Here is a 22,053-nt window from a genome sequence, read left to right as displayed (position 1 = left end):
GCCGAGGGTTACTTCCTCTCAAGAAGATCCCACCTTCGGCCGTACTGGTTCTCGGACGTCACCGCTGGATATTGGGTGCCGAAGTGAACGGGCAGGCTTACTTCTAATCTACGGGTCGCGGGTTCGAGTCCCGCCTCGGCGGTCGCTGGCCGTCGGGTAGCTCAGAAGGCAGAGCAGTAGACAACAGCTTCCCGGACCTGGTTCTCGGCATCCTCATTCGAGGCGGTGTCGAAGTGCTTGGCTGGCGTACTTCTGGGTTCGACTCCTTGTAGCCCCACCCCTGGGGCTATGCCCTTCTGGGGGCAGACGCCGTCCGACCTGGTCCTCGACACCGTCACGCGCCACGGCGGTACCGAAGTGCAGGGTGGGGTTCCTTCCGCTGCGGACGGGGTGACGCGGGTTCGAATCCCGCCGGGACTTTCGGGTCCCGTCGTCTAGTGGACCAGGACGCCTTGGTCCTCGCCCGAATCGGTTCTCGGTACCGCCTGGCGCTTCCGCCGTGGCGTCCCAGCTGAAAGGAGGACGGTGTGGAGAACGTCGCGAAGACTGCTGCGGCGCTGGGGAGTGGCTGGCCTCATCCGTACCAGCGGCGAGAGCGCGGTCACCGCCCGAGGTGGCGCCGGCTGGTCCGTGACGTCAAGAGCGATTTCTTTCCTCGCCCCGAACAACTCCGCCACCGGGTATCATTTGTATATGGCGGCGAGGTTTCCTGAGCATCCGTGTGAGAACTGCGGCAAGCCGACCAGGAACGCGCGGTTCTGTAGCAATGGACGCCACCTGGTGAGTACATCAGGGCCAGCGAAACGAGACCCGTAAGCGCAACGCCGACGCCCTCCGCCCTCATTGCCCCGTCTGCGGTACGACCATCAAGACTAGGGGTGCGTTGCGGTGTAGTCGTGCCTGTGCCGACATTGCCCGAAAGAGGGTTCCGGATCCGTGCCGTTACTGCGGGTCGCGCGAACGGGCCGGACGCCGCACGGGCGGCCCGTACTGCTCATGGTCATGCTTCAACGAAGATCGATATCGGCGCGCCGGGGGCTTCGCTCGATGGGCCGCGGCCTGGATGGCTGGCGAGATTAGCGGCACAGGTCCTGACGGCAAGCCGGACTGGCACGTCAGAGAGGTGCTCATCGCTCAGCGTGGGCAGAGGTGTGAACAGTGCGGCTGGGCCGAGCTGAACCCAACCAGTGGACGTGTGCCACTGCACGTTGATCACATCAGCGGAGATCGGGCCCGCAACCGGCCGGAGGATCTCCGACTGCTCTGCCCTAACTGCCACTCGCTGACTCCGACCTACCAGCACCTCAACAATAAGAACGTGAGTCCAATTCGCAGGAAAGCGGGAAGGCGGTATCGGGAGACGTGGCTAAGCTCGGCAAGCTGATGCGGCAGCAGCGGGGACCGTCCGGGCCGGTCATGACGATCGGCCGCACGCTGACCCATGAAGGTGCCCCGGGGTTTACGCGGGATGCAAAGGGTGAACTTTTTCTTCTCGCCGTCACGAACCTCGTCTCGGAGGACACCTTCTACGAGGCCGGCCGCGACCGGGACAGCCGTTTCGTCAGCCTGCTCTGGGAGGCCGTCGCCCAGGACGCCGCCTGGGTGGCCCGGCTCATCCCGTGGCTGCGCGACGGCGCGAACCTGCGTACCGCGTCGGTTGTCGCCGCCGCCGAGTACGCCCGGGCGCTCACGGCACTGCCCGAGGCCGCCCGCGCGGCCGCGCCGACCGTCCGCTCGGTGGTCGCCGGCGCGCTGCGGCGCGCCGACGAGCCCGGCGAGTTCGCCGCGTACTGGCTGGCTGGCCGCCGTCCCGGCCGCAACAGCCTGCCGGGCGGTGTGCAGCGTGGCGTCGCCGACGCGGCGACCCGGCTGTTCACCGAGCGCGCGGCGCTGAAGTACGACGGCCACCGGCAGGCGTTCCGCCTCGGCGACGTGGTGGAGCTCGCCCGGCCGACCCCGTCGGCTCCCTGGCAGAACGACCTGTTCCGCTACCTGCTCGACCGCCGTCACCACGACGACGCCGTCGCCACCGAGAACCTGCCGACGCTGCGCGCCCGCGCCGCGCTGGAGGCGATCCCCGCGGCGACGCGCGCCGCCGAGCTGCGGTCGTGGGGCGCGGGCGCGCCGGACCGGCTCGCCGCGGCGGGGATGACGTGGGAGGCGCTGGCCGGCTGGCTCGCCGGCCCGATGGACGCCACCGCCTGGTCGGCCATGATCCCGTCGATGGGCCTCATGGCGCAGGTCCGCAACCTGCGGAACTTCGACGAGGCCGGCGTCTCGGACGAGCTCGCCGGCAGGGTCGCGGCGCGGCTCGCCGACGCCGAGCAGGTCCGCGCGTCGCGGATGTTCCCGCTGCGGTTCCTCTCGGCGTACAAGGCGGCGCCGTCGGCTCGCTGGGCGTGGCCGCTGGAGCAGGCGGTCACCCACTCGCTGGCGAACGTCCCGGCGCTGCCGGGCCGGACGCTGGTGCTCGTCGACCAGTCCGGCTCGATGGCCGCGCCGCTGTCGGCCCGCTCCGACCTGACCCGGGCGGAGGCGGCGGCGCTGTTCGGCTTCGCGGTCGGCCTGCGCGCCGAGAAGGCGGACGTGTACGTCTACGGCGCGCAGGGCGGCTGGAACGACATGAAGCCGAAGCACCAGCGGGTGCGGCTGCCGAAGGGAGGCTCGCTACTGCCGCTCGTCGACAAGCACGGTCGGGCGGACCTGGGCGGCACGCTGACCTGGACCACCCTGCGGCACACCTACGCGGGCCACACCCGGGTAGTGATCGTGACCGACGAGCAGGCGCACGACAGCCCGGACGACCTGCCCGACGTCCCGATCATCACCTTCAACGTGGCCGGCTACCGGGCCGCTCACGTCGCGGCGGCGCCGAACCGGGTGACCGTTGGCGGCCTGAGCGACGCCGGCTTCGCGATGCTTGGTCATCTCGACACCCACCACCGCGGTGAGTGGCCGTTCTGACGGCCAGGCCCGCACCGGAGCCGGCGCGGCGGATCCGTCCGCCGCGCCGGCTCCGAGTCGTCGCAAAGGCACCCGAGGCGAGCCGGACGCACCGGCATGACCCCTCTGACCTGGATGTCTGTGCCCAGGCGACCGGATTGACCCGGTCGCTTCGCGCGGGCGGGTCAGCGGTCGATCGTGGTCATGTTGGCTTCGTCGTGGCGTTCCCCGGCGGCGGGGTCGAGGGTGTTCAGCCGCTCGATCTGGTCCGCGGTGAGTTCGACGCCGTCGGCGGCGGTGTTCTCCTCGACGCGGGTGACGCGGCGGGTGCCGGGTATGGGCGCGATGTCGTCGCCGCGGGTGAGGATCCAGGCCAGGGCGGTCTGCGCCGGGGTCGCGCCGATCTCCGCGCCGATCGCCGTGACCGTGTCGACGATGGCCAGGTTGCGCTGGAAGTTCTCGCCGGTGAAGCGCGGATTGGTCTTGCGCCAGTCGTCATCGGCGAAGTCGTCGACGGAGCGGATCCGACCGGTCAGCAGCCCGTGGCCGAGCGGCGAGTACGGCACGAACCCGATCCCGAGTTCGCGCAGCAGCGGCAGGATCTCCGCCTCCACGTCGCGGGTCCACAGTGAGTACTCCGTCTGCAACGCCGACACCGGCTGTACGGCATGTGCGCGCCGGATCGTCGTCGCGGACGCCTCGGAGAGCCCGAAGTGGCGCACCTTGCCTTCGGCGATCAGATCGGCGACCGCCTGCGCGGTCTCCTCGATGGGCGTGCTCCGGTCCACTCGATGCTGGTAGTAGAGGTCGATGTGGTCCGTGCCCAGACGTCGCAACGATCCCTCGACGGCGGCCTTCACGTTCGCCGCGCTGCTGTCGACGACACCGGGACCACCGCCGGAGTGCGAGACAAGGCCGAACTTCGTGGCGATCTTCACCTCGTCGCGGCGATTCCTGATCGCCTGTCCGACGATCTCCTCGCTGAGGAACGGTCCGTAGATCTCCGCGGTGTCGATGTGCGTCACGCCGAGATCGAGCGCGCGGTGGATGGCGCGGATCGACTCGTCGTTGTCCAGGGCGCCCTCGGAGGTGTAGGTGCCGGCCATGGTCATCGCGCCGAGGCCGATACGGGAGACCTCCAGAGTCCCGAGGTGGACGTTCTTCATCAGATTCTTCCTTCCAGTGTCGGTCGGGACCTAGGCCAGCCGTCCCGGTCCCGGTCCCGTTCCCGTTCCTGTTCCCGCTCCCGGTGCCCAGGTCAGACCTGGTCCCCCGCGGCCGCCCGAGGTCCGTCGCGGCCGGCTCCTCGGGTGGCGACACTGATGCAATCCGGCCGCGGGCGTGCGAGGAAGTCACCGCTGGCAGGTGTACTGACAGCCCACCTCTCGCCCGCGAGTTCGTGTCTAGCCTGGGCTGGTGGGTAACCAGGACGAGGTCAAGGCGTTCCTCACGTCCCGCCGCGCGAAGATCACCCCTGAGCGGGCCGGGCTGACCAGCCACGGCCGCGGTCGGCGGGTGCCGGGACTGCGGCGCAGCGAGGTCGCCGACCTGGCGGGTGTCAGCGTCGAGTACTACGCCCAGCTCGAACGCGGCAACCTCGCGGGCGCCTCTGACAGCGTGTTGGACGCGGTGGCCCGAGCTCTGCAACTCGACGACGCCGAGCGCGCTCACCTGCTCGACCTCGCCCGCGCCGCTGGCCCCGCCGCCCGCCCGCGCCGCCGGCCCGCGACCCAGCAGGTCCGGCCCAGCATCCAACGCCTGCTGGACCTCATGACCGAGATCCCGGCAATCGTGAACAACGCCCGTCTGGACACCGTGGCCGCCAACGCATTGGGCCGGGCGCTGTTCGCGCCCGTCTACACCAGCCCCGTCCGCTCGGCCGGCCAGCCGGTCAACCACGCCCGGTTCACCTTCCTCGACCCCGATGCCCACGACTTCTGGCTCGACTGGGACCGCGCCGCAGACGACAGCGTCAGTACCCTGCGCACCGAAGCCGGCCGCGACCCCCACGACAGAGACCTCATCGACCTCGTCGGAGAACTCGGCACCCGCAGCGATGCTTTCCGCGTCCGCTGGGCAACCCACGACGTCCGCCTCCACCGCACCGGACGCAAACACCTCCACCACCCCGCCGTCGGTGACCTCCACCTGAACTTCGAGGTCCTGGACCTGCCCGCCGACCCCGGCCTGACCCTCGTCGCCTTCCACGCCGACATCGGCTCGCCCAACGCCGACGCCCTGCGCCTCCTCACCAGCTGGGCAGCAACCCAAAACCTGACCGCCGCCCCCGACGTGGCCAGAAAGCCACGAGCCAGCCGCTGATCCGACTGATGAACGGCATAGAATGTCCTAGAAAATGGGTCGACGCCTCACAATTAGCGACAGTGCAAGAGAATCATTGCCGTACGAACCGGCCGTCATGTCGCCTACCTGGCCGTACGGCGCCCCATCGCGGATTTCGATATATCGGACCTGCTTGTCAGGGTCAGATGCGACTACGCAGTGTGATGGCGCGGCAGGGATTCGAACCCTGAACTCGCCGGTTAGAGGCTGTCGCCGCCGAAACTGGCTGGCCCTGGCGCCAGTGGGCTGGTTGGCTGTCGCACCGTAGGTGTCGTCGCGATGACGCCATTGGCCGGCTTCCTCTGGCATCGACGGTGGGGTGGATGGGTGGACCGGGATCAGCGGGTAGGGGGTATGGGGCCGACGGACCGCTGGTGGGGCTCGTACGCAGCTCGCGCGTCCGGAATGGTCGCCTCGGAGGTGCGGGCGCTGTTCGCGGTCGCGAGCCGTCCGGAGATCGTGTCGCTGGCGGGTGGCATGCCGGCGGTGGACGCGTTGCCGTTGGACGCGGTCGCGTCGACGGTGGCGGATCTGGTGATGAGCCGGGGTCCGGTGGCGTTGCAGTACGGCTCCGCACAGGGTGATCCGGAGCTGCGGGCGCGGATCTGTGACGTGATGGCGATGGAGGGCATCACGGACGCGCATCCGGACAACGTGGTGGTGACGGTTGGTTCGCAGCAGGCACTCGATCTGCTCACCAGGGTGTTCGTCGATCCCGGCGACGTGGTGTTGACCGAGGGGCCCACCTACGTCACGGCGATCAACACGTTTGCCGCCTACCAGGCGCGGGTCGTGCATGTCTCGATGGACGGCGACGGGTTGGTGCCTGAGGCGCTGCGCGAGACGCTGAGCAGGCTGGCGGCCGAGGGCGCGCGGGTGAAGCTGCTCTACACCGTTCCCACGTTCCAGAATCCGGCGGGGATCACCCTGACGGCGGCGCGGCGCGCGGAGACGCTGGAGATCTGCCGGCGGGCGGGGGTGCTCGTGGTGGAAGACAACCCGTATGGCCTGCTGTCGTTCACGGGTGAACCGGTGCGGGCGATGCGGGCGGACGCTCCGGATGACGTGGTCTATCTGGGTTCGTTCTCCAAGACGCTGGCGCCGGGCCTGCGGGTGGGTTGGGCGCTCGCGCCCCAGCCGGTGGCGGCGCGGCTTGTGCTCGCGGCGGAGTCGGCGATCCTGTCGCATTCGATGTTCACCCAGCTCGCCGTCGAGCGGTACCTGGCGACGCAGCCATGGCCGGAACAGATCAAGGCGTTCCGGGAGATGTACCGGGACCGCCGCGACGCCATGTTGAAGACCCTTGCCGAGACGATGCCGGCCGGCACGACCTGGACGCGGCCCGAGGGTGGGTTCTTTGTCTGGTTGACGCTGCCGGACGGTGTCGATGCGAAGGCGATGCTCCCGCGGGCGATCGCGGCCAGGGTCGCATATGTACCCGGCACCGGTTTCTACGCCGATGGATTGGGCCGCAACGCTATGCGGCTGTCCTACTGCTACCCGCCGCCTGAACGTATCCAGGATGGCGTGAGACGCCTCGCCGGTGTGCTGCAGGCGGAGATCAGCCTGCGGCGCGCGTTCGCGCACGATCCCGCCGCCGACCCTTCCAGCCAGTGAAGGACGTGACCGTGACCGATCTGGGCCGTGTGCTTGTCCTCGCCGGGGGTCTCTCGCCGGAGCGGGAGGTGTCACTACGCTCCGGACGCAGGTTGTGTGATGCGCTGGAACGCATCGCCGTCGACGTCGAGATGCGGGATGTCGACGGCTCGACGCTTCCCGCACTCGCCGCGGACCCGCCCGCTGTCGTGATCCCCGTCCTGCATGGCTCATCGGGCGAGGACGGCACGATCCGCGAGGTGCTCGACCTGTACGGCCTGCCGTATGTGGGTGCGACGCCGGTCGCCTGCCGGGCGGCGTTCGACAAGGCGACCGCGAAGGCGACGGTCGGCGCGGCCGGCATCGCGACGCCGCCAGCGGTGACACTGCCCCGAGAGGCGTTCCACGACCTCGGGGCCGCGGCACTGATCGACCGGATCGTGGCTCGGCTCGGCCTGCCGCTGGTCGTGAAGCCTCGCGCGGGTGGTTCGGCTTTCGGCGTCGGCTTCGTCGAGGAGGCGGGCCAGCTCGCGGAGGCGCTGATGACCTGTTTCGGCTACCACGACTGGGCACTGATCGAACGCGCCGTGCCCGGTGTCGAGATCGCTGTCAGTGTCCTCGACACCGGCGACGGCCCGGTGGCGCTGCCGGCTGTCGAGATCCAACCGATCACCGGCGTCTATGACTACGCCGCCCGCTACACCTCCGGCGCGACCGCCTTCCACATCCCGGCGCGTCTCGGTGAGGACGTGCTGCGCGCCGCCGCGGCGACCGCGGTCACGGCCCACTGCGTCCTGGGCCTGCGCGACCTGTCCCGCACCGACCTCATCGTCGATGCCAACGGCACCCCCCAGTTCCTGGAGGTCAACGTCGCCCCTGGCATGACCGACACGAGCACCTGGCCGATGGCCCTGCACGCCGCCGGCCTCGACCTCGCGGTCGTCTGCCGCGAGCTGGCCGCGGCGGCATTCCGCCGCGCCACCCGTTAACCGGTTTCCGCGTCCGATCGTCGGTCTGGCCGACCGAGCATGATTCATGACCGAATGTGCAGAGACGGACACGGTTGGGAACCTATAGACATCTTATTCATGAGTGAGACCCCTGGAACAGGCACAGGTGAGGCCGCGGGCGAGTCCGGCCGCGACCACGACGCGACCGTTCGGCGGTCCTTCGGCCAGCAGACCCGGCTGTTCACCGGCGAAACCGCGGTCTTCGCCGCTCCCCAGGCGGCGCCACCGCCGCCGTGGCTCGGCCCGCTGCACCCGGACATGATCGTCCTCGATCTGGCCTGCGGCGCGGGCCATCTCGCCGAGCAGGTCGCCCCGCACGTACGGCAGGTCGTCGGCATCGATCTGACCGGCACACTGCTGGGCCTCGCGGCCGAGCGCCTGGCCGCCGCGGGCATCACCAACGTCCTGTTGCAGGAGGGCAACGCCAGCGCGCTGCCGTTCCTGGACGGCTCCTTCGACCTGGTCCTGTCCCGGTCGGCGCTGCACCACTTCCCGCGGCCTGGTGACCCGGTCGCCGAGATGGTCCGGGTGTGCCGCCCGGGCGGGGTCGTGGCGGTCTCCGACATGGTCGCGCCGGGCCCCGAGCTGCGCGGCCCGTTCGACGAGCTGCACCGCAAGATGGACCCGTCCCATGCCGCCGCGCTGCTCTACCCGGAGCTGGCCGAGCTGCTGCGGTCGGAGCTTGGCGAGCTGGACCACGACGAGCTGGCAGCCCCTGGCCGCCTGCCCCTCGAACGGATCCTCACCGACGTGGCCGACCGGGACGCCGTCTACGCCGACCTGCGCGCCGAGCTCGCCGGCGGCCCGCCGACCGGCTTCGACCCGTCCCTCGCGGACGGCCAGATCCTGGTCTCGTTCACGACCGCCGCGGTCCGGGCGACCAAGGCGGCGTAGCGGGCACCCGGCCGACCCTGCCCGCACCTCGCGCAGCCGGGGACAACACGTCTGCACGGCCTCGCCGCCGGCTTTCCGTAACAGATGGCGGCGAAGCAGCGACCAATGCGAACCGAACCGGGCCGTCGGGCGTCCAATCCGGGGACGACAGGAGGTGCTCGCGTGATCCGGCGCCGGGTCGGGACGTTTCTGATCCGTGGACTACTGGTATTGCTGGTCGCCCTGCCGGGGTTGGGCGCGACGACGGCGCTCGCCGCAACCAGCGGCTGCGCGCTGGTGGGGGAGGACTGTGGGGACATCGTCTGCGAGCCGTGCCTGGTGCAAACCGTGGTCCATCTTGAGGAGTTCATCCAGCCGGGCGATGACCCGGACGAACTGAGGGTGTGCGACGAGGAGTGCCGACCGGTCTACCACTGGCCGACGGCTCGGAGCCTCCCTCGGACGGAATCCCCCGGGCTGGACCAGAAATCGGACCCCTATACGGTCTCACCGTCCGTCTTCCTGGGAGAGCTAGGCCAGGCGAGACGGTTCCAGCTTGTGCGCGCGGGCGTCGTCATTCGCGAGTCACGACCGGCTGAGATCGTGGTTGGCACCCCGGAGGGGAAACAGCACGACTGCTGTAGCTGTCCGGTTCTGGAGGTATTCCTGGACCGCTCTGGGGCGACCACCTGGCGGAGTCACTGGTAGCGGAGTCGCTGGTGGTCGAAAGGGTCTGGGCTAGGCGGTCGGCGGCGGTCGGTCGGTGTCCAGGGCGAGGGCGTGCTCGATGCGCCGCAGCCGGGCGTCGATCGTGCGGAGCAGTCCTTCGACGCCCTCGCCGCGGGGATCCTCCGGGACCGCGAGCGGGGAGGAACCGTCCGCTGCCCGGAAGTCGAGGTCGCCGATGCCCGGGTCGGCCAGTCAGTCCTCGCCGGAGAACCGTTCCCAGGCCGCTTGCTTGGACACGCCGAGCGCCGCTCCGATCCGGGTCCAGCTGATGCCCCGGCGGCGCAGGACGTCGACGTAGTCGTGGACGGCGGCATCGGCGTGGGCCACGACCGCCTGGACCTTGGCCAGGCCGACCAGCAGGTCCTCGTCCGAACGCTCGTCCCACGCGCCGAACGCGGGCGCGGGCTCCTCGGCGATGATCGTGTTGCACAGGTCCACGCACTCGTTGCAGATGTAGACACCCGGGCCGGCCACCAGCTTCGTCACCACGGCCTTGTCCTTGCCGCAGAACGAGCAGCACAACTTCTCCAGCCGGCCCTCGCCTGGCACCGGGTTTCGAGTGATCGTCATGGCGTCAAGCTAACCCTGACGATTGGGTAGCGTCAAGGTTGCCCTGACGCGGTCGAGTTGCCGACGCGTCGCGAGGGACTCGTGATCGCGAACCGGGTGCGCCCGCCGGCGTCAGGAGCCGACGGTGAGGAGGGTCTTGCCTACGGTGGCGCGGGCGGCGATGGCCGCGTGCGCGGCCGAGGCCTCCTCCAGGGGGAAGCGCTGGCCGATCAGTGGGCGCAGGCGCCCGGCGGCGGCCGCGGCGAGTGCCGACCGCAGGTGTCGGTGGATGTCCCGCGGGCCCGGCCGGCTCCGGATGACCGTGATGCCCCGCGCCGCGGCCTCCTCGTCGGTGACGCCGGCCCAGGATCCGCTGGTCAGGCCGTAGGACAGCGCCCGGCCGCCGGGAACGAGCAGGCCGACGGCGGCGCGGCCGACCTCGCCGCCGACGCCGTCGAGGACGACGTCGACGCCACCGGTCTCGGCGCGGACCTGGTCCGGCCAGGCCGGGTCGAGGTAGTCGACGCGGACCTGGGCGCCGAGCTCACGGGCGAGTGTCACCTTGCGGGCGCCGCCGGCCGCGGCGACGACGGTGCCGCCGGCGGCGCGGACGAGCTGGACGAGCATGGAGCCGACCCCGCCGGCGGCTCCGTCGACGAGGACCCGGTCGCCGGGCGCGACCGCGGTCGCCTCCACCAGCCAGGTCGCGGTACGGCCGTCGGCGAGTACGGCGGTCGCGGCCTCGACGCCGAGACCTTCGGGCACCTCGGCCAGGTTGTCGACGGCGACGGCGACGCGCTCGGCGTAGCCGCCGGAGCCGCCCGTGCCGGCGACCACCCGCAGGCCCTTGAGCGCGGGGTCGACCTCCGGGCCGAGCGCGGTCACGACGCCGCCGACGCCGTTGCCCGGAATGATCGGCGGGGTGACCGGGAACGGGCCGGGGGCGTTGCCCGACCGGATGAGCGTGTCCAGGAAGGTCACGTTCACCGCCTCGACCTCGATGACGACCTCGCGGGGGCCGGCGACGGGCTCTGGCGCGGTCCCGGCGACTAGGACCTCCGGACCGCCGAACCTGGTCAGGTACACCACCCGCATGCCGTGCTCCTCCGCTCGCGCCCGCCGTGGGTCCTGCCTAGTCCACAACCTCAAGGGGGGACGAGGTCAATCCCGCTGGACGGAATTGTCGGTGGTGTCCGTGACAATCCGCGGCGGGGGCAGGGGTGGTCACGGCTCGGAGGTGCGGCGATGGCGTTCGACGTGGAGCTCGCGGAACGGGTCAGGGACGTGCTGGGGCCACGGCCGGGGCTGTCGGAGAAGCGGATGTTCAGCGGGCTCGCGTTCCTGCTCGAAGGGAACATGATCTGCGCGGTGACGAGCAGGGGGCTGATGCTGCGGGTCGGGCCGGACGCCTACCCGGCCGCGCTGATCCAGGAAGGCGTCGGGCCGTTCGAGATGCGCGGCCGGGCGATGACCGGCTGGGTGCTCGTCGACCCGGACGCCCTCGCCGACACCGACGCCCTCATCGAATGGGTCGACCTGGGCGTCCGTTTCACCGCCACCCTGCCCGCCGGCGGCAGCAAAGCGAGATAGCCCCACCGTGCCGTGTGGGATCGCCGCCGTTCGGCGGTGAGTGACCGTGCGGCGCCGAGGCACGCCTCCGAGCGCGACGTGGCCCCGCGGGAGTGGCCGCTGGTGGGTTGTTGGCGTTCCAGCGATGGGTGACCGTGCGGCGCGGAGGCGCGCCTGCGCGGAGGTCGCCGCAGCGCACGTGAGCGGAGGAGGACACGGCGCGGAGGTCCCTTGGGAGCGAAGCGAGCAAGGGGCCGTAGCGCCGTGCCCGGACGGAGCGAACCAGAAACTCAGCCGACGCGATCCGCGGGGCCGGACTTCACCGCCTCGACGAGCTGGCCGAGCTGGGAGTCGCTGAGCTTGCCGCAGCTGGCCAGGTCCGCCTCGCTGATCATGCCGACGAGGCGGCGGTTGTCGATGACCGGCATCCGCCTGATGCGGTGCTCGCTCATGCTCTGCAGTACCTCGTCGACGCCGGCACTGGCGTCGACGTAGAACGGCTTGCCCTGCGCGAGCTGGCTCGCGGGTGTCGTCGCCGGGTCGCCGCCGGCCGCGAGGCAGCGCACGACGATGTCGCGGTCGGTGATGATCCCCTGCAGTCGATCGTCCTCGCCGCAGATCGGCAGCGCGCCGACGCCCAGTTCGCGCATCTTGCGGGCGGCGTCGAGCAACGTCTGGCTCGAGCCGATGCAGGTGGCGTCCTGGTGCATGATCTCGCGTGCGGTCGTCGTCATCACGGTCCTCTCGTTGACGCGTGGCCGGCGTGGACGCGGGCACCGTTTCCAGCCGCGCCGCCCGCGCGGGCCCATGCGGGTGGCCGCCCGGCGCGGGCGCCGTTGGCCGCGCCCGAGGTCGCCGGGAGTGCCGGTCGACCGGCCGGCCGCCGTCGCCGGACGCCGGGGGACCCGTGCGCCTGGCCGGGTCGTCCGAGGACGACCGTGGCGAGCCGGCTGGCCGCCAACGGCATACCCGCCCGCCCCGCTCACAAGCCCCGCCACGCCGGGGCCGTTGATCGTCTCGGCCTCCACGGCGGTCCCCATCGGCCCACGACGCGTCCCTCGCCGCCACCACCGGCCGGTGGGAAGCCGGCTGGGTGGCGAGCGGGTCACTCCGTGCGCAGACCATCCGGGCGCATGAGGCGCAGGAGCACGGGCAGGCTCGCCGCCGTCGTGCCGAGGACGACGACAGCGGTCGCCACCGAGACGGTCGCGATGTTCGCCCAGTCGAAGCTCGGCGGCAGGCCGACCATTCGCAGCAGCGCGGCACCGAGCCCCATCCCCAGGCCGACCGCGAGCGTCACCCCGAGCACCATCGGCAGCCCAGCCTGCCAGAGGACCGACGCCGCCAGGGTGCGCCGCCGGGCGCCGAAGGCCACCAGCACCGCCAGCACCCGGCGCCGCTCCCGCAGCTGCTCGACCATGGTCACCAGCAGGCTCGCGCCGACCATGGCGAGCACCGCGACGATCCCGACATACATCGACATCCGGATCTGGCCGAAGACCGGGTCGACGACCGTGCGCTCGAATGCCAGGACATTCGCCAGCGGGTCGACCCGGGCGGCGGCCACCGCGACCTGGTCGTAGGCATCCGTCTCGTCACGGTCGACGTCGAGATAGCCGGTGGGGCGCAGCGTGTCGAGGAGCTCCGGGCCGACGGCGCCCGGGGTGGCCAGCACGACGGCGCGGATCGGCGCGTCCGGACGCGTGGCGACGACGCCGGACCCGGCGGGGATCGTCCAGGCGCTGCCAGCGCCGGCCACGTCGGGGCTCACGATCATCCGGGTTCCGGGGCCGGGCAGCGCGCTGGACGCCCCCGACACGAGCGCGCCGACCGTCTGGCCCGTGAGCTGTTCGGGGCTGATCACGACGGGCGGACCTGCGCCGCCTCCGCCGGTGGAGGCGTCCGGCGCCGCGAGGAAGGCATCGCCGTCGGCGCAGTCGGGCAGGACGGCGAACCGTCTCAACGACGCGCAGTCGGCGACCGCCAGGCTCGCGGACAGCTGGCCGTTGGCCTGGTCGCCGCCGATAGGGTCGACTGTCATCATCCAGCCCTCGGCCGACACCCACACCTGGCGCGCCGCGGGCACGGCCGCCAGCGCCAGCCCCAGGTCGGTGACGGTCGAGCCGGGCGAGCCGGCGTAGACCATCAGCCGGGCCATGTCCGTGCGCCTGCCGTCAGGACCGATGCTGACGTTGCGGGTGAACCGGTCCTGGGCGACGGAGAAGACCATCTGCAGCGCGATGGCGCCGGTGACGGCGACCGCCACCGCCGCGACCGCCCGCACGGTCGTCGCGCTGTCCAGCTGCAGCCGGCGCACCGCCAGCTGCCAGGCCAGCGGGCCGGGGCCAAGCCGGCGAACGACCGCGTCGAGCACCCACGGCAGCAGCACGGTCACCCCGACCAGGACCAGCACGACGCCGGCGGCGAGCTGGGCCTGTTTCCCCCGGTCGAAGACCTCCTCGCCGCCCGCGTGCAGGGGCAGCAGCAGGGCGATGCCGACCGCGGGCATCGCGAGGCGCCACCACAGCCGCCGCCGCGTCGTCGGGGCGAGGCGCACCACGCCGAGCGGCTCGATCACCACCCGGCGCAGCGAGAACAGGGTGATCGCCACCGCGCTGGCCGGCACCGCGACGAGGACCAGCGCGGCGAGCGCCAGGCTCGGCCGGATGTCGCCCGCGAACACGCCGTTGCCGAACAGGGTGACGCGCTGCGCCAGCGGGCGCCCGGCGAGGAACAGCGCGGCGCCGGCGACACAGCCCGCGAGCGCGCCGGCCAGAGCCCCACCGGCCGCGATCCGCCGCGCCATTCCCGGGTCGGCGCCGACGAGCCGGACCGCCGCCAGCTGCCGGTCGCGCGCCTGCGATCCGAACCGCACGGCGGCCGCGGTGAACGCGCCGATCGGCAGCAGCAGCACGGCGACGATCACGATGATGAGCATCGTCAGGACGCCCGGCACCGACGCACCCCGCTGAGGGCGGCCGAAGTGGTCGATCCGGAACTCCTGGCCGTTGCCCGGCGCGCCGCCCGGCCGCCGGTCCCGAGGCTCCCCGATGTAGACGTACAGCTCGTGGGGACCGGCGAGCCCCGCCGCATCGATCACGCCGACCCGCTCGAAGGGCAGCCGTGCGGCCAGGAGCGCGCCACGCGGCGCGTCGAGCAGCCGGGCGAGCGCGGGGGACACCACCATCTGACCCGGGCCGGGCAGGGCGGACAGACCCGGTGGAACTGGCGGGTGCGCCCCGTCCGGCCGCACCACCAGCCCGGCGACCTCCTGGCCGTGGGTTCTGGTCTCGTACGGCTGGGCCACGACGGTGGTGTCTCCGGGGACGACCGGTCCGCCGACGAGGTAGGACGACGCGTCGCGGTCGGCGCGCCGGTCGTCGCGGGCGCCGAGGATCGCGGGCGTGGACGCGGCGACCAGCAGCAGCGCGACACCGAGTCCGACGCCCACGCCCGTCATCGCGGTGCGCAGCCACGCCGACGGGCCGCCGGCCAGGGTGAGGCGCGCCCCGAGCAGTAACTGGACGAACCACGCGCGCGCCCTCGTCCCTGCGGCCGGGGCCGCGTTGGTGGCGGTCACGGCGGGGGCGCTCATCCGGTCAGCGACCTGGTCCGGCCGTCGCGGACGACGACCTCCCGGTCGGAGTACGCCGCGACCCGGGCCTCATGGGTGACGAGCACGACCGCCGCGGCCGCCTCCCGGGCCGCCTGGGTGAGCAGGCGCATCACCTCCTCGCCGCTGAGCGAGTCCAGCGCCCCGGTCGGCTCGTCCGCGAAGATCACCCTGGGCTCGGTGGCGAGGGCCCGGGCGACGGCGACCCGCTGGCCCTGGCCACCGGACACCTCGCCGGGCCGCTTGCCGGCGACGTCGTCGACGCCGAGCCGCGCCAGCTGGGCGTGCGCGCGCTCGCGGGCCGTGCGGCGGCTGACACCGCCGAGACGCAGCGGCAGCGCGACGTTCTCGGCGCAGGTCAGCTCGGGGACGAGCTGGCCGAACTGGAACACGAAGCCGAACTCGCCGCGGCGCAGTGCGCTGCGGCCGGCCTCCGACATCGCCGACAGCCGCCGCGTCCCGTAGTAGACCTCGCCCGCGTCGGGGCCGATGATGCCGGCCAGGCAGTGCAGCAGCGTCGACTTGCCCGAGCCGCTCGGGCCCATCAGCGCGACGATCTCACCGGCGTCGACACGCAGACTCGCCCCGTCGAGCGCAGTCGTGGTCCCGAACCGCTTGCGCAGCTCGACGGCGGCCAGCAGCGCACCGGGCGGCCCGGCGTCGCCCGCCGGCGCGGCCAGGCCGACGCCCGCCGACGCCGGGGCCGCCGTGCCGGCCGATACCGGGTCTGCCGTGCCGCCCGGCGAAGGAACCGCTGTCAGGGCGGCCTCGGTTCGGTCCCGGGCGGTCATGGCCTCGTCTCCGCGGCCTCGGTGATCCCGATCGCGGTCCCGGTCGGGGTCGCGATCGTGGCCGCGAGCGCGTCCAGCCGGGCGGCGGCCAGCTCGAGGAAGCGCAGATCGGCCTCCAGGTGGAACAGCGCGTGGTCGCAGACCAGCTGGTCCGCGAGGTCGCCACCGGTCTTGCGGCGGGTGAGCGCGCGCATCACCGTCAGGTGCTCGGCGCGCTGCCGGTCGAGGATGTCGGCGGCGCCGCGCCCGGTGAGCAGGGCGATGACGAGCTTGGTGTACAGCGCGCTGTGCAGGTACACGTCCGGCCGTTCCGGCTGTGCGAGCCAGCCCTCGACGTCGGTGACGCCCGCCTCGGTGATCGCGTAGCGCTTGCGGTCGGGTCCGTCGCCGGGCGTCACGCCGTCGACCTCGACGAGGCCGTTCTTCAGCAGCCGCGACAGCGTCGCGTACACCTGCCCGTAGTGCAGCGGCCGATCGTGCCCGAACCGTTCGTCGTAGCTGCGCTTGAGGTCATACCCGTGGCGCGGCCCGGCTTCCAACAGCCCGAGCAGCGTGTGTCCGATCGACATGCGCGGGACTATACATGGTGCGTATACATGCCATGTATACCGGCTGCGGTCCGCGGTCCGCGGGCTGTGAGCCGGGGTGCGGGAGTTAGGGGAGAGTGAGGATCCGAGGACCCTCGTCGGTGATGGCGACGGTGTGCTCGACGTGGGCGGCGCGGCTGCCGTCGGTGGTGCGCAGCGCCCAGCCGTCCGGGTCGGTGCGGTAACGGTCGCGGCCGCCGGCAACCAGCATCGGCTCGATCGCGAGCACCAGGCCGGTGCGCAGCGGGAAGCCGCGGCCTGGCGGCCCATCGTTCGCGACGTGCGGGTCCTCGTGCATCCGCCGGCCGATGCCGTGCCCGCCGAACCCTTCGGGGATGCCGTAGCGCTCCCGCCGACAGACCCGGCCGACCGCGTGCGAGATGTCGCCGAGCCGTCCACCCGGGCGCGCGGCGGCGATGCCGGCGGCGAGCGCCTCCTCTGCGGCCGCGATCAGGCGCAGGTCCGCCGGGCGCGCGGTGCCGACGACGAAGCTGGTCGCGGCGTCACCGGTCCAGCCGGCCAGCTCGGCGCCGCAGTCGATGCTCACCAGGTCGCCGTCGCGCAGTCGGTAGTCGTCCGGGACGCCGTGCACGATCACGTCGTTGACGGACGCGCAGATCACCGCCGGGAACGGGGTGGGGGCGAACGAGGGCTGGTAGCCCTGGAACGTGGAGGTCGCGCCCGCGTCGGCGAGCACCCGCGCCGCGACCTGGTCCAGCTCCACCAGGCTGGCGCCGACGTGCGCCGCCGCCCGGACCGCCGCGAGCGCCCGGCCGACCACCTGCCCGGCCGCTCGCATCGCCGTGATCGCCGCGGGCGACTTCAGCTCGACCATGCCATCTCCTCCATCCGGGCCGCGTCGTGTCGCGCCGCGTCGTGTCGCCCGTTCGTCCTGTTCGACCGGTCCGGGGCTTGGCCCGATCTCGCCACTATGTGGTCCCGATCCGTGTGACGGCCCGGTCAACTACGGCAATAACTATACCGGTATAACTATCACGGGACTAGGATGCTGAACATGGTGCGGACACCGCTGACCAGCCATGAGCGCGCGCGGGGCGAACGGCTCGGGGCGCTGCTGCGGGCCGCCCGCGGTGAGCGCAGCATGGTGCGCGTCGCCGAGCTCGCCGGCGTGTCGGCCGAGACCATCCGGAAGATCGAGTCCGGCCGGATCCCGACCCCCGCGTTCTTCACCGTCGCCGCGCTCGCCACCGTTCTCGGCATCTCGCTCGACGAGATCGCCGCGGCCTGCGCCAGCCCCGGCGGCGTCGCCGACGCCCTCGACTACGTCGCCAGCCGCATGTCGGCCTGATCCCGACAACCCGTCCCGGTCGCGGGGTCAGACGGCGGCCGACGCGGCGGGCCGAGGCCGTGAGGCGGCGTGGCGTGGCGTGGCGGCCGGCGTTCGGCGCTGTCCGCTGTCCGGCTAGCGACGTTCTGGCGCCGCCGTGGCTGTGGAGCCTAGGCTTCGCGCATGCAGATCTTCGACGATCTGGAAGTAGAGCTGGACAACCTCGACCGGATCCTCGGCGGCCTCGACGAGGCGTCCTGGACGGCGCCCTCGGCGGCGGCCGGCTGGAGCGTCGCCGACGTCGTGCTCCACCTGGCGCAGACCGACGAGACGGTGGTCGAGACCATCGCCGCCGGCCCGGCCGGCGCCCTCGGGTCCGTCGGCGGGGTGGACGAGACCACCTCGGTCGACGAGGCGATGGACGCCTGGGTGAGCCGTGAGCGCGAGGATCCCGCCCGGGTGTACGCCCGCTGGCAGGCGGCGAGGACCGCCGCCCTTGAGGCGCTGCGCCGGGCCGACCCGGACAGGCCGGTCACCTGGGTGGCGGCGCCGCTGCGACCCGCGGCGCTCGCCACCACCCGGCTCGCCGAGCACTGGGCGCACGGCCTGGACATCGTCGAGCCGCTCGCGATCCCGTTCCCGGACACCGACCGGCTCCGCCACGTCGCCTGGCTCGCGCACCGCACCCTGCCATACGCGTTCGCCGTCGCCGGCGAGCAGGCACCGACGGTTCGCTGCGAGCTGATCGCCCCGGACGGCGTCACCGTCTGGGAGTACGGACCGGCCGGCGCCGACCTGGTGATCAGTGGTCCCGCAGGGGCCTTCTGCCGCGTCGCCGCCCGTCGTCTCGCGCCCGAGGCCTCGGGACTGGCCACCTCCGGCCCCGACGCCGCCAAAACCCTCGCCCTGCTGCGTACCTACGCGCTCTGACTGACCCGGCGGCCGCCGATCGTGGTCGATGGTCGCCTCCCAGGACGCGACCATCGACCACGATCGGCTCGCTGGTCGCGAATCGTGGCTGATGAGGGTGTTCAGGGACGCGACCATCGACCACGGTTCGCTGCGTGAAGGCCGGTGGGGATCGAGCGCGCGCGGTAGATGGGATCTTGGCGGATCGCGGCGCGCGGCCGGTGGCCCGGTGGCTCGGTGGCGTGCCGCGCAGCGTTGTCCACGCCGTTGACAGCCCGCAGACTCCGGAAAAAGATCTTGACGGCTTGGTTCGGAAGTCGGGTCGTGGCGGCGGCAAGGGCGACATCGTGGAATTCGACGCCATGGATATCGACTACGGAGGGTAACCGATCGGGCGGGGCGCGTGGGCGGGTGCGCGACGCAGCGCATCCGGGCGAGTGACCTGGTAGATGCCACGGGGTGGGACGTGTCATCGCCGCCTCAAGTCACCGCGAAACGTACCCTCGAGATCTACCTGGCCGTTACCGTGTCGACACATGGAGCTGGAGTACCAGCGGCTGTACCTGCCGCCGTGGACGGACCGGCGGACGGCGCAGACGGTTCTGACCATGCATGCCGAGTTCGGAGGCTGGGAGCTCGAGCGGCTGCGGCTGCTTCCCGACGGCTCGCGGCGCGTGGTGCTGCGCCGCCGCCGCCGGCCCGGCAGCCTGCCCGGCTACCTCCCGACCTGACCTCGGGACCGACCTCGCCCGAGGCGCCCGAGGCGGATCGGCCCGGTGCCCGGCCGATGCCGGCTGGCCTATGGCACGTAGGCGAGCGTGAACGCGAGGGTGGCGTAGACCGTCATCACGGTGGCCGAGATCGCCAGGGCGAATGGCCAGACGGTGCGGCGCCCGAGCGCGAGCGCCGCGACCAGGACGAACGGGAACGCGCCGAACACGTACCGCTCCGAGGAGTCCAGGTTCGAGCCGGTGAACACGGTGAGCAGCACCAGCCCGCACCACACCGGATAGCTCGCCGGCAGCAGCCGGGCCATCAGCACCAGCGCGACCAGCGCGAGCAGCAGCCACGGCACGTGCAACCCCGTGCCGACCTCGCCGTGCAGCGTGCCCTGCGCCGCGTCCCACAGCACCGACAGCGGGTTGCCGGCGGCGCCGTGGCGGGCGGCGTCGCGCTGCATGGTCAGCGGCGCGAGGCCGTCGTGGTACGTCGTCGCCGACCAGGCCACGTAGATCCCGGCACCGGCCGCCGGGGCGACGACCGCGGCGAACCTCGGCAGCCACCAGCGCGGCGACGCCGAGCGCGGCCCGCGGGCCGCCTCGATCAGCATCGGCGCGACCAGCAGCAGGCCCAGCGGCCGGCACAGCCCGCCGAGGAGCCCGGCGAGCGCGGCGAGCCAGAACCGCCCGGACCGCGCGGCGAGGAACGCCCCGACCGCGAGCACCATCGCCAGGGCCTCGGCATAGCCCATCGCCAGCACGAACGCGGGCGGGGCCAGCGCCGACAGCCAGATCACCCGGCGGATCGCCGGGTCCGGGAACCCCTCGGCCCGGGCCAGCCGGGCGAGCAGGACGGTGAGCGCGAACGCCAGCGCGTTGACGACCACCAGCAGCACCGCGCCCTCGTGGCCGGAGAGCCCGGGCAGCGTGCACAGGGCGCGCACCAGCATCGGCAGCAGCGGGAAGAACCGGCGGCTCTCCTCGCCGGCGCCGCCGTAGCCGTGGGTGGCGATGCTCTCGTACCAGCCGGCGTCCCAGCCGAGCAGGCCGGAGTGGTCGAGCCGGCCGCCGTTGTCCGAGACCGAACCGGCCAGGAAGTGGACCAGGCCGAGCGCCGCGGCGACGACGACCCGGCCGGCCACCCAGGCGACGGCCGCCTCGGGTATGTACCAGCGGGAGAGCCGGCCGCCGCGGGCGACGTCGGGGGCGACGCCGTCGGACAGGCCGAACCGGTGCCGGGCCGCGGTGCCGCCGCGGGCGGTCGCCGGGTCCGCGAGCACGACCAGCATGTTGTCGATCTCGTCGGTGTAGCGGCCGGACCGCTCGCCCTCCCGGCGCGTCGCGCGGTGCGCACCGGAGGTCCGTCGCTCCACCGGCCGCGCCGCCGCGGCCGCGTACGGCTCGAACCGGGGACCGGCCACGGCGCCAGCCTCGCCCAAGCTCGGGACGGTGGCGTCCTCGTCCTCGTCGTCGTCGTCCGTGGTCGCGGACCCAGCGGGCGGCCGCGACATGGCCGCCCGCCCGCCGTCCGGCGTGTCGGTCATGACGGAGGCGGAAGGAACCGTACGAGCTGGTAGTTCTCGTACACCTCCGACGGCTTGCCCTGCTCCATCTCCAGGCTGGCCTTCGGCCGCTTGTTCTGGATCTCGGTCTGGATCTGCAGGCAGAGCGTCTCGTAGGTTCGGTAGCCGCCGGAGTCCGCCATGAAGATCGTGTGGCCGCCGGCCTCCGCCAGGGCGCGCTGCGCGAGCTTGACGCCGTCGGCGGCCTGGTTGCGCTCCTCGTAGTCGACCCAGTTGACCCGGTCCGGCGGCCCCCACGTCGGGATCAGGTGCACGTTCAGACCAGGCGGGATCGTGCGGGCGAGGCCGGGCCCGAGCTGGTCGGGGCAGATCAGCAGCAGGTCGCCGGGCTTGGCCTCCCGCTTGAGGACCGAGGCGACGTCGGTGGCCTGGGTGCGCTGCATCTGGACGTCGGCGTATCCGCCGGCCACCCCTGCCAGGGCGCAGACCGCGACCGTGACGCGGACGAACCGCTGGTGGCGCACGACCGTCGCCCCGAGGCCGACGACGAGCAGGAAGGGAACGAACGCCGTCGCCGTGTACCGGTCGGCCCAGGCGTTGCCGACGACCTTGCCGGCGGCGACGGCGACCAGCAGCGTCACCGTGGACAGCAGGAAGAGGGTGCGCCCCGGCTCCCCGCCGCGCAGGTCGATCAGCACGAACCGGCCACCGAGGCCCCGCCCGGCGATGCCGAGCGCGACCAGGCAGGTGATGAACAGCAGCAGGATCCGGCCGACCGTCGACGGGCCGCCGGCCCACTGGCCGTAGGCGTGCGAGATGGCCGCGAAGCTGGCGGGCTCACCCCAGGGGGTGCCGGTGTGCGCCGACTGGAAGCGGAACTCGCCCAGCCACGGGGAGAAGACGATCGCGCCGCAGACGATGCCGAGGACCGCCGCGAACGCTCCGCGCCGGCCGGCGGCGGGGAACCGTGGCCGGGCGGTCGCGGCGGCGATGCGCGCCGCCGCGGCGGCG

Annotated in this window: 21 protein-coding genes and 1 pseudogene; 12 read left to right on the top strand and 10 right to left on the bottom strand. The window is 72.4% G+C overall.

Annotation, left to right across the window (positions count from 1 at the left end):
* Positions 1-1,063: 1,063 nt before the first annotated feature.
* Together FRCN3DRAFT_RS57765 and FRCN3DRAFT_RS0219370 are read left to right on the top strand one after the other, a co-directional pair.
* On the top strand, positions 1,064-1,384 hold the full coding sequence (locus FRCN3DRAFT_RS57765) for an HNH endonuclease (protein ID WP_157845234.1): 321 nt from the start codon (positions 1,064-1,066) through the stop codon (positions 1,382-1,384).
* The gene (locus FRCN3DRAFT_RS0219370) at positions 1,363-2,964 is read left to right on the top strand and encodes a TROVE domain-containing protein (RefSeq protein WP_007518292.1); all 1,602 of its coding nucleotides are present in this window, start codon (positions 1,363-1,365) and stop codon (positions 2,962-2,964) included. Before FRCN3DRAFT_RS57765 ends, FRCN3DRAFT_RS0219370 begins: the two co-directional genes overlap by 22 nt.
* Positions 2,965-3,128: 164 nt before the next feature.
* On the opposite strand, the gene FRCN3DRAFT_RS0219365 is transcribed toward FRCN3DRAFT_RS0219370, so the two are convergent.
* Positions 3,129-4,109 (bottom strand): aldo/keto reductase, encoded by a 981-nt coding sequence (locus FRCN3DRAFT_RS0219365; RefSeq protein WP_007518294.1) that lies wholly within the window; start codon positions 4,107-4,109, stop codon positions 3,129-3,131.
* Between the two features lie 250 nt (positions 4,110-4,359).
* Between FRCN3DRAFT_RS0219365 and FRCN3DRAFT_RS0219360 the strand changes: the two genes are divergently transcribed.
* From FRCN3DRAFT_RS0219360 to FRCN3DRAFT_RS0219340, 5 genes are all read left to right on the top strand, one after another.
* Positions 4,360-5,265: a helix-turn-helix domain-containing protein gene (locus FRCN3DRAFT_RS0219360; protein ID WP_007518296.1), complete on the top strand. Its 906-nt coding sequence runs from the start codon at positions 4,360-4,362 to the stop codon at positions 5,263-5,265.
* A 426-nt stretch (positions 5,266-5,691) separates the two neighbouring features.
* The gene (locus tag FRCN3DRAFT_RS0219355; RefSeq protein WP_035924942.1) at positions 5,692-6,903 is read left to right on the top strand and encodes an aminotransferase-like domain-containing protein; all 1,212 of its coding nucleotides are present in this window, start codon (positions 5,692-5,694) and stop codon (positions 6,901-6,903) included.
* 11 nt (positions 6,904-6,914) lie between these two features.
* Positions 6,915-7,871, top strand: coding sequence for a D-alanine--D-alanine ligase family protein (locus FRCN3DRAFT_RS0219350; protein ID WP_007518299.1), 957 nt, complete (start codon positions 6,915-6,917; stop codon positions 7,869-7,871).
* A 99-nt stretch (positions 7,872-7,970) separates the two neighbouring features.
* Positions 7,971-8,786, top strand: a complete 816-nt coding sequence (locus tag FRCN3DRAFT_RS49660) for a class I SAM-dependent methyltransferase (protein WP_007518301.1) — start codon at positions 7,971-7,973, stop codon at positions 8,784-8,786.
* Between the two features lie 162 nt (positions 8,787-8,948).
* Positions 8,949-9,473: a hypothetical protein gene (locus tag FRCN3DRAFT_RS0219340; RefSeq protein ID WP_007518302.1), complete on the top strand. Its 525-nt coding sequence runs from the start codon at positions 8,949-8,951 to the stop codon at positions 9,471-9,473.
* A 213-nt stretch (positions 9,474-9,686) separates the two neighbouring features.
* Here FRCN3DRAFT_RS0219340 and FRCN3DRAFT_RS57760 read toward each other — a convergent pair whose 3' ends face one another.
* Entirely contained in the window at positions 9,687-10,064 is a 378-nt protein-coding gene (locus FRCN3DRAFT_RS57760) for a ClpX C4-type zinc finger protein (protein WP_007518304.1), read from the bottom strand.
* A 111-nt stretch (positions 10,065-10,175) separates the two neighbouring features.
* Positions 10,176-11,138 carry a zinc-binding dehydrogenase gene (locus FRCN3DRAFT_RS0219330; protein ID WP_007518306.1) on the bottom strand — a complete coding sequence of 321 codons (963 nt, stop codon included), beginning with the start codon at positions 11,136-11,138 and terminating at the stop codon, positions 10,176-10,178.
* Between the two features lie 150 nt (positions 11,139-11,288).
* Here FRCN3DRAFT_RS0219330 and FRCN3DRAFT_RS0219325 point away from each other — a divergent pair, with 150 nt between their 5' ends.
* Complete coding sequence (locus FRCN3DRAFT_RS0219325; RefSeq protein WP_007518307.1) at positions 11,289-11,633, top strand: TfoX/Sxy family protein; 345 nt, start codon at positions 11,289-11,291, stop codon at positions 11,631-11,633.
* Positions 11,634-11,902: 269 nt separating this feature from the next.
* Here FRCN3DRAFT_RS0219325 and FRCN3DRAFT_RS0219320 read toward each other — a convergent pair whose 3' ends face one another.
* From FRCN3DRAFT_RS0219320 to map, 5 genes are all read right to left on the bottom strand, one after another.
* On the bottom strand, positions 11,903-12,346 hold the full coding sequence (locus FRCN3DRAFT_RS0219320) for a CBS domain-containing protein (RefSeq protein WP_007518309.1): 444 nt from the start codon (positions 12,344-12,346) through the stop codon (positions 11,903-11,905).
* Between the two features lie 371 nt (positions 12,347-12,717).
* Positions 12,718-15,207 (bottom strand): FtsX-like permease family protein, encoded by a 2,490-nt coding sequence (locus tag FRCN3DRAFT_RS0219315; RefSeq protein WP_007518311.1) that lies wholly within the window; start codon positions 15,205-15,207, stop codon positions 12,718-12,720.
* Entirely contained in the window at positions 15,204-16,016 is an 813-nt protein-coding gene (locus FRCN3DRAFT_RS0219310; RefSeq protein WP_007518313.1) for an ABC transporter ATP-binding protein, read from the bottom strand. The genes FRCN3DRAFT_RS0219315 and FRCN3DRAFT_RS0219310 overlap by 4 nt, the downstream gene beginning before the upstream one ends.
* Entirely contained in the window at positions 16,013-16,585 is a 573-nt protein-coding gene (locus tag FRCN3DRAFT_RS0219305) for a PadR family transcriptional regulator (RefSeq protein WP_007518315.1), read from the bottom strand. The genes FRCN3DRAFT_RS0219310 and FRCN3DRAFT_RS0219305 overlap by 4 nt, the downstream gene beginning before the upstream one ends.
* An 85-nt stretch (positions 16,586-16,670) precedes the next feature.
* Positions 16,671-17,438, bottom strand: coding sequence for a type I methionyl aminopeptidase (map, locus tag FRCN3DRAFT_RS0219300; RefSeq protein WP_007518317.1), 768 nt, complete (start codon positions 17,436-17,438; stop codon positions 16,671-16,673).
* A gap of 180 nt (positions 17,439-17,618) precedes the next feature.
* Here map and FRCN3DRAFT_RS0219295 point away from each other — a divergent pair, with 180 nt between their 5' ends.
* From FRCN3DRAFT_RS0219295 to FRCN3DRAFT_RS0219280, 4 genes are all read left to right on the top strand, one after another.
* Positions 17,619-17,912, top strand: a complete 294-nt coding sequence (locus FRCN3DRAFT_RS0219295; protein WP_007518319.1) for a helix-turn-helix domain-containing protein — start codon at positions 17,619-17,621, stop codon at positions 17,910-17,912.
* Between the two features lie 162 nt (positions 17,913-18,074).
* On the top strand, positions 18,075-18,821 hold the full coding sequence (locus tag FRCN3DRAFT_RS0219290) for a maleylpyruvate isomerase family mycothiol-dependent enzyme (protein WP_007518321.1): 747 nt from the start codon (positions 18,075-18,077) through the stop codon (positions 18,819-18,821).
* 134 nt (positions 18,822-18,955) lie between these two features.
* The gene (locus tag FRCN3DRAFT_RS54180; protein ID WP_131803527.1) at positions 18,956-19,186 is read left to right on the top strand and encodes a hypothetical protein; all 231 of its coding nucleotides are present in this window, start codon (positions 18,956-18,958) and stop codon (positions 19,184-19,186) included.
* Between the two features lie 150 nt (positions 19,187-19,336).
* A complete protein-coding gene (locus FRCN3DRAFT_RS0219280) occupies positions 19,337-19,531 on the top strand; it encodes a DUF5703 family protein (RefSeq protein WP_007518323.1) in 195 nt (64 codons plus the stop codon).
* 68 nt (positions 19,532-19,599) lie between these two features.
* Here the strand turns inward: FRCN3DRAFT_RS0219280 and FRCN3DRAFT_RS0219275 are convergent, their stop codons facing one another.
* Positions 19,600-21,063 carry a mannosyltransferase family protein gene (locus FRCN3DRAFT_RS0219275; RefSeq protein WP_007518325.1) on the bottom strand — a complete coding sequence of 488 codons (1,464 nt, stop codon included), beginning with the start codon at positions 21,061-21,063 and terminating at the stop codon, positions 19,600-19,602.
* Positions 21,060-22,053, bottom strand: a pseudogene (locus tag FRCN3DRAFT_RS45270) (glycosyltransferase family 39 protein); the annotation flags it as partial. The gene FRCN3DRAFT_RS0219275 and the pseudogene FRCN3DRAFT_RS45270, both read right to left, overlap by 4 nt.

Origin of the sequence: Pseudofrankia saprophytica (assembly GCF_000235425.2) — a bacterium.
GTDB classification, from domain to species: domain Bacteria; phylum Actinomycetota; class Actinomycetes; order Frankiales; family Frankiaceae; genus Pseudofrankia; species Pseudofrankia saprophytica.
Note: the sequence above shows the minus strand (reverse complement) of the source record. Positions and strands in the feature narration are given on the sequence as shown.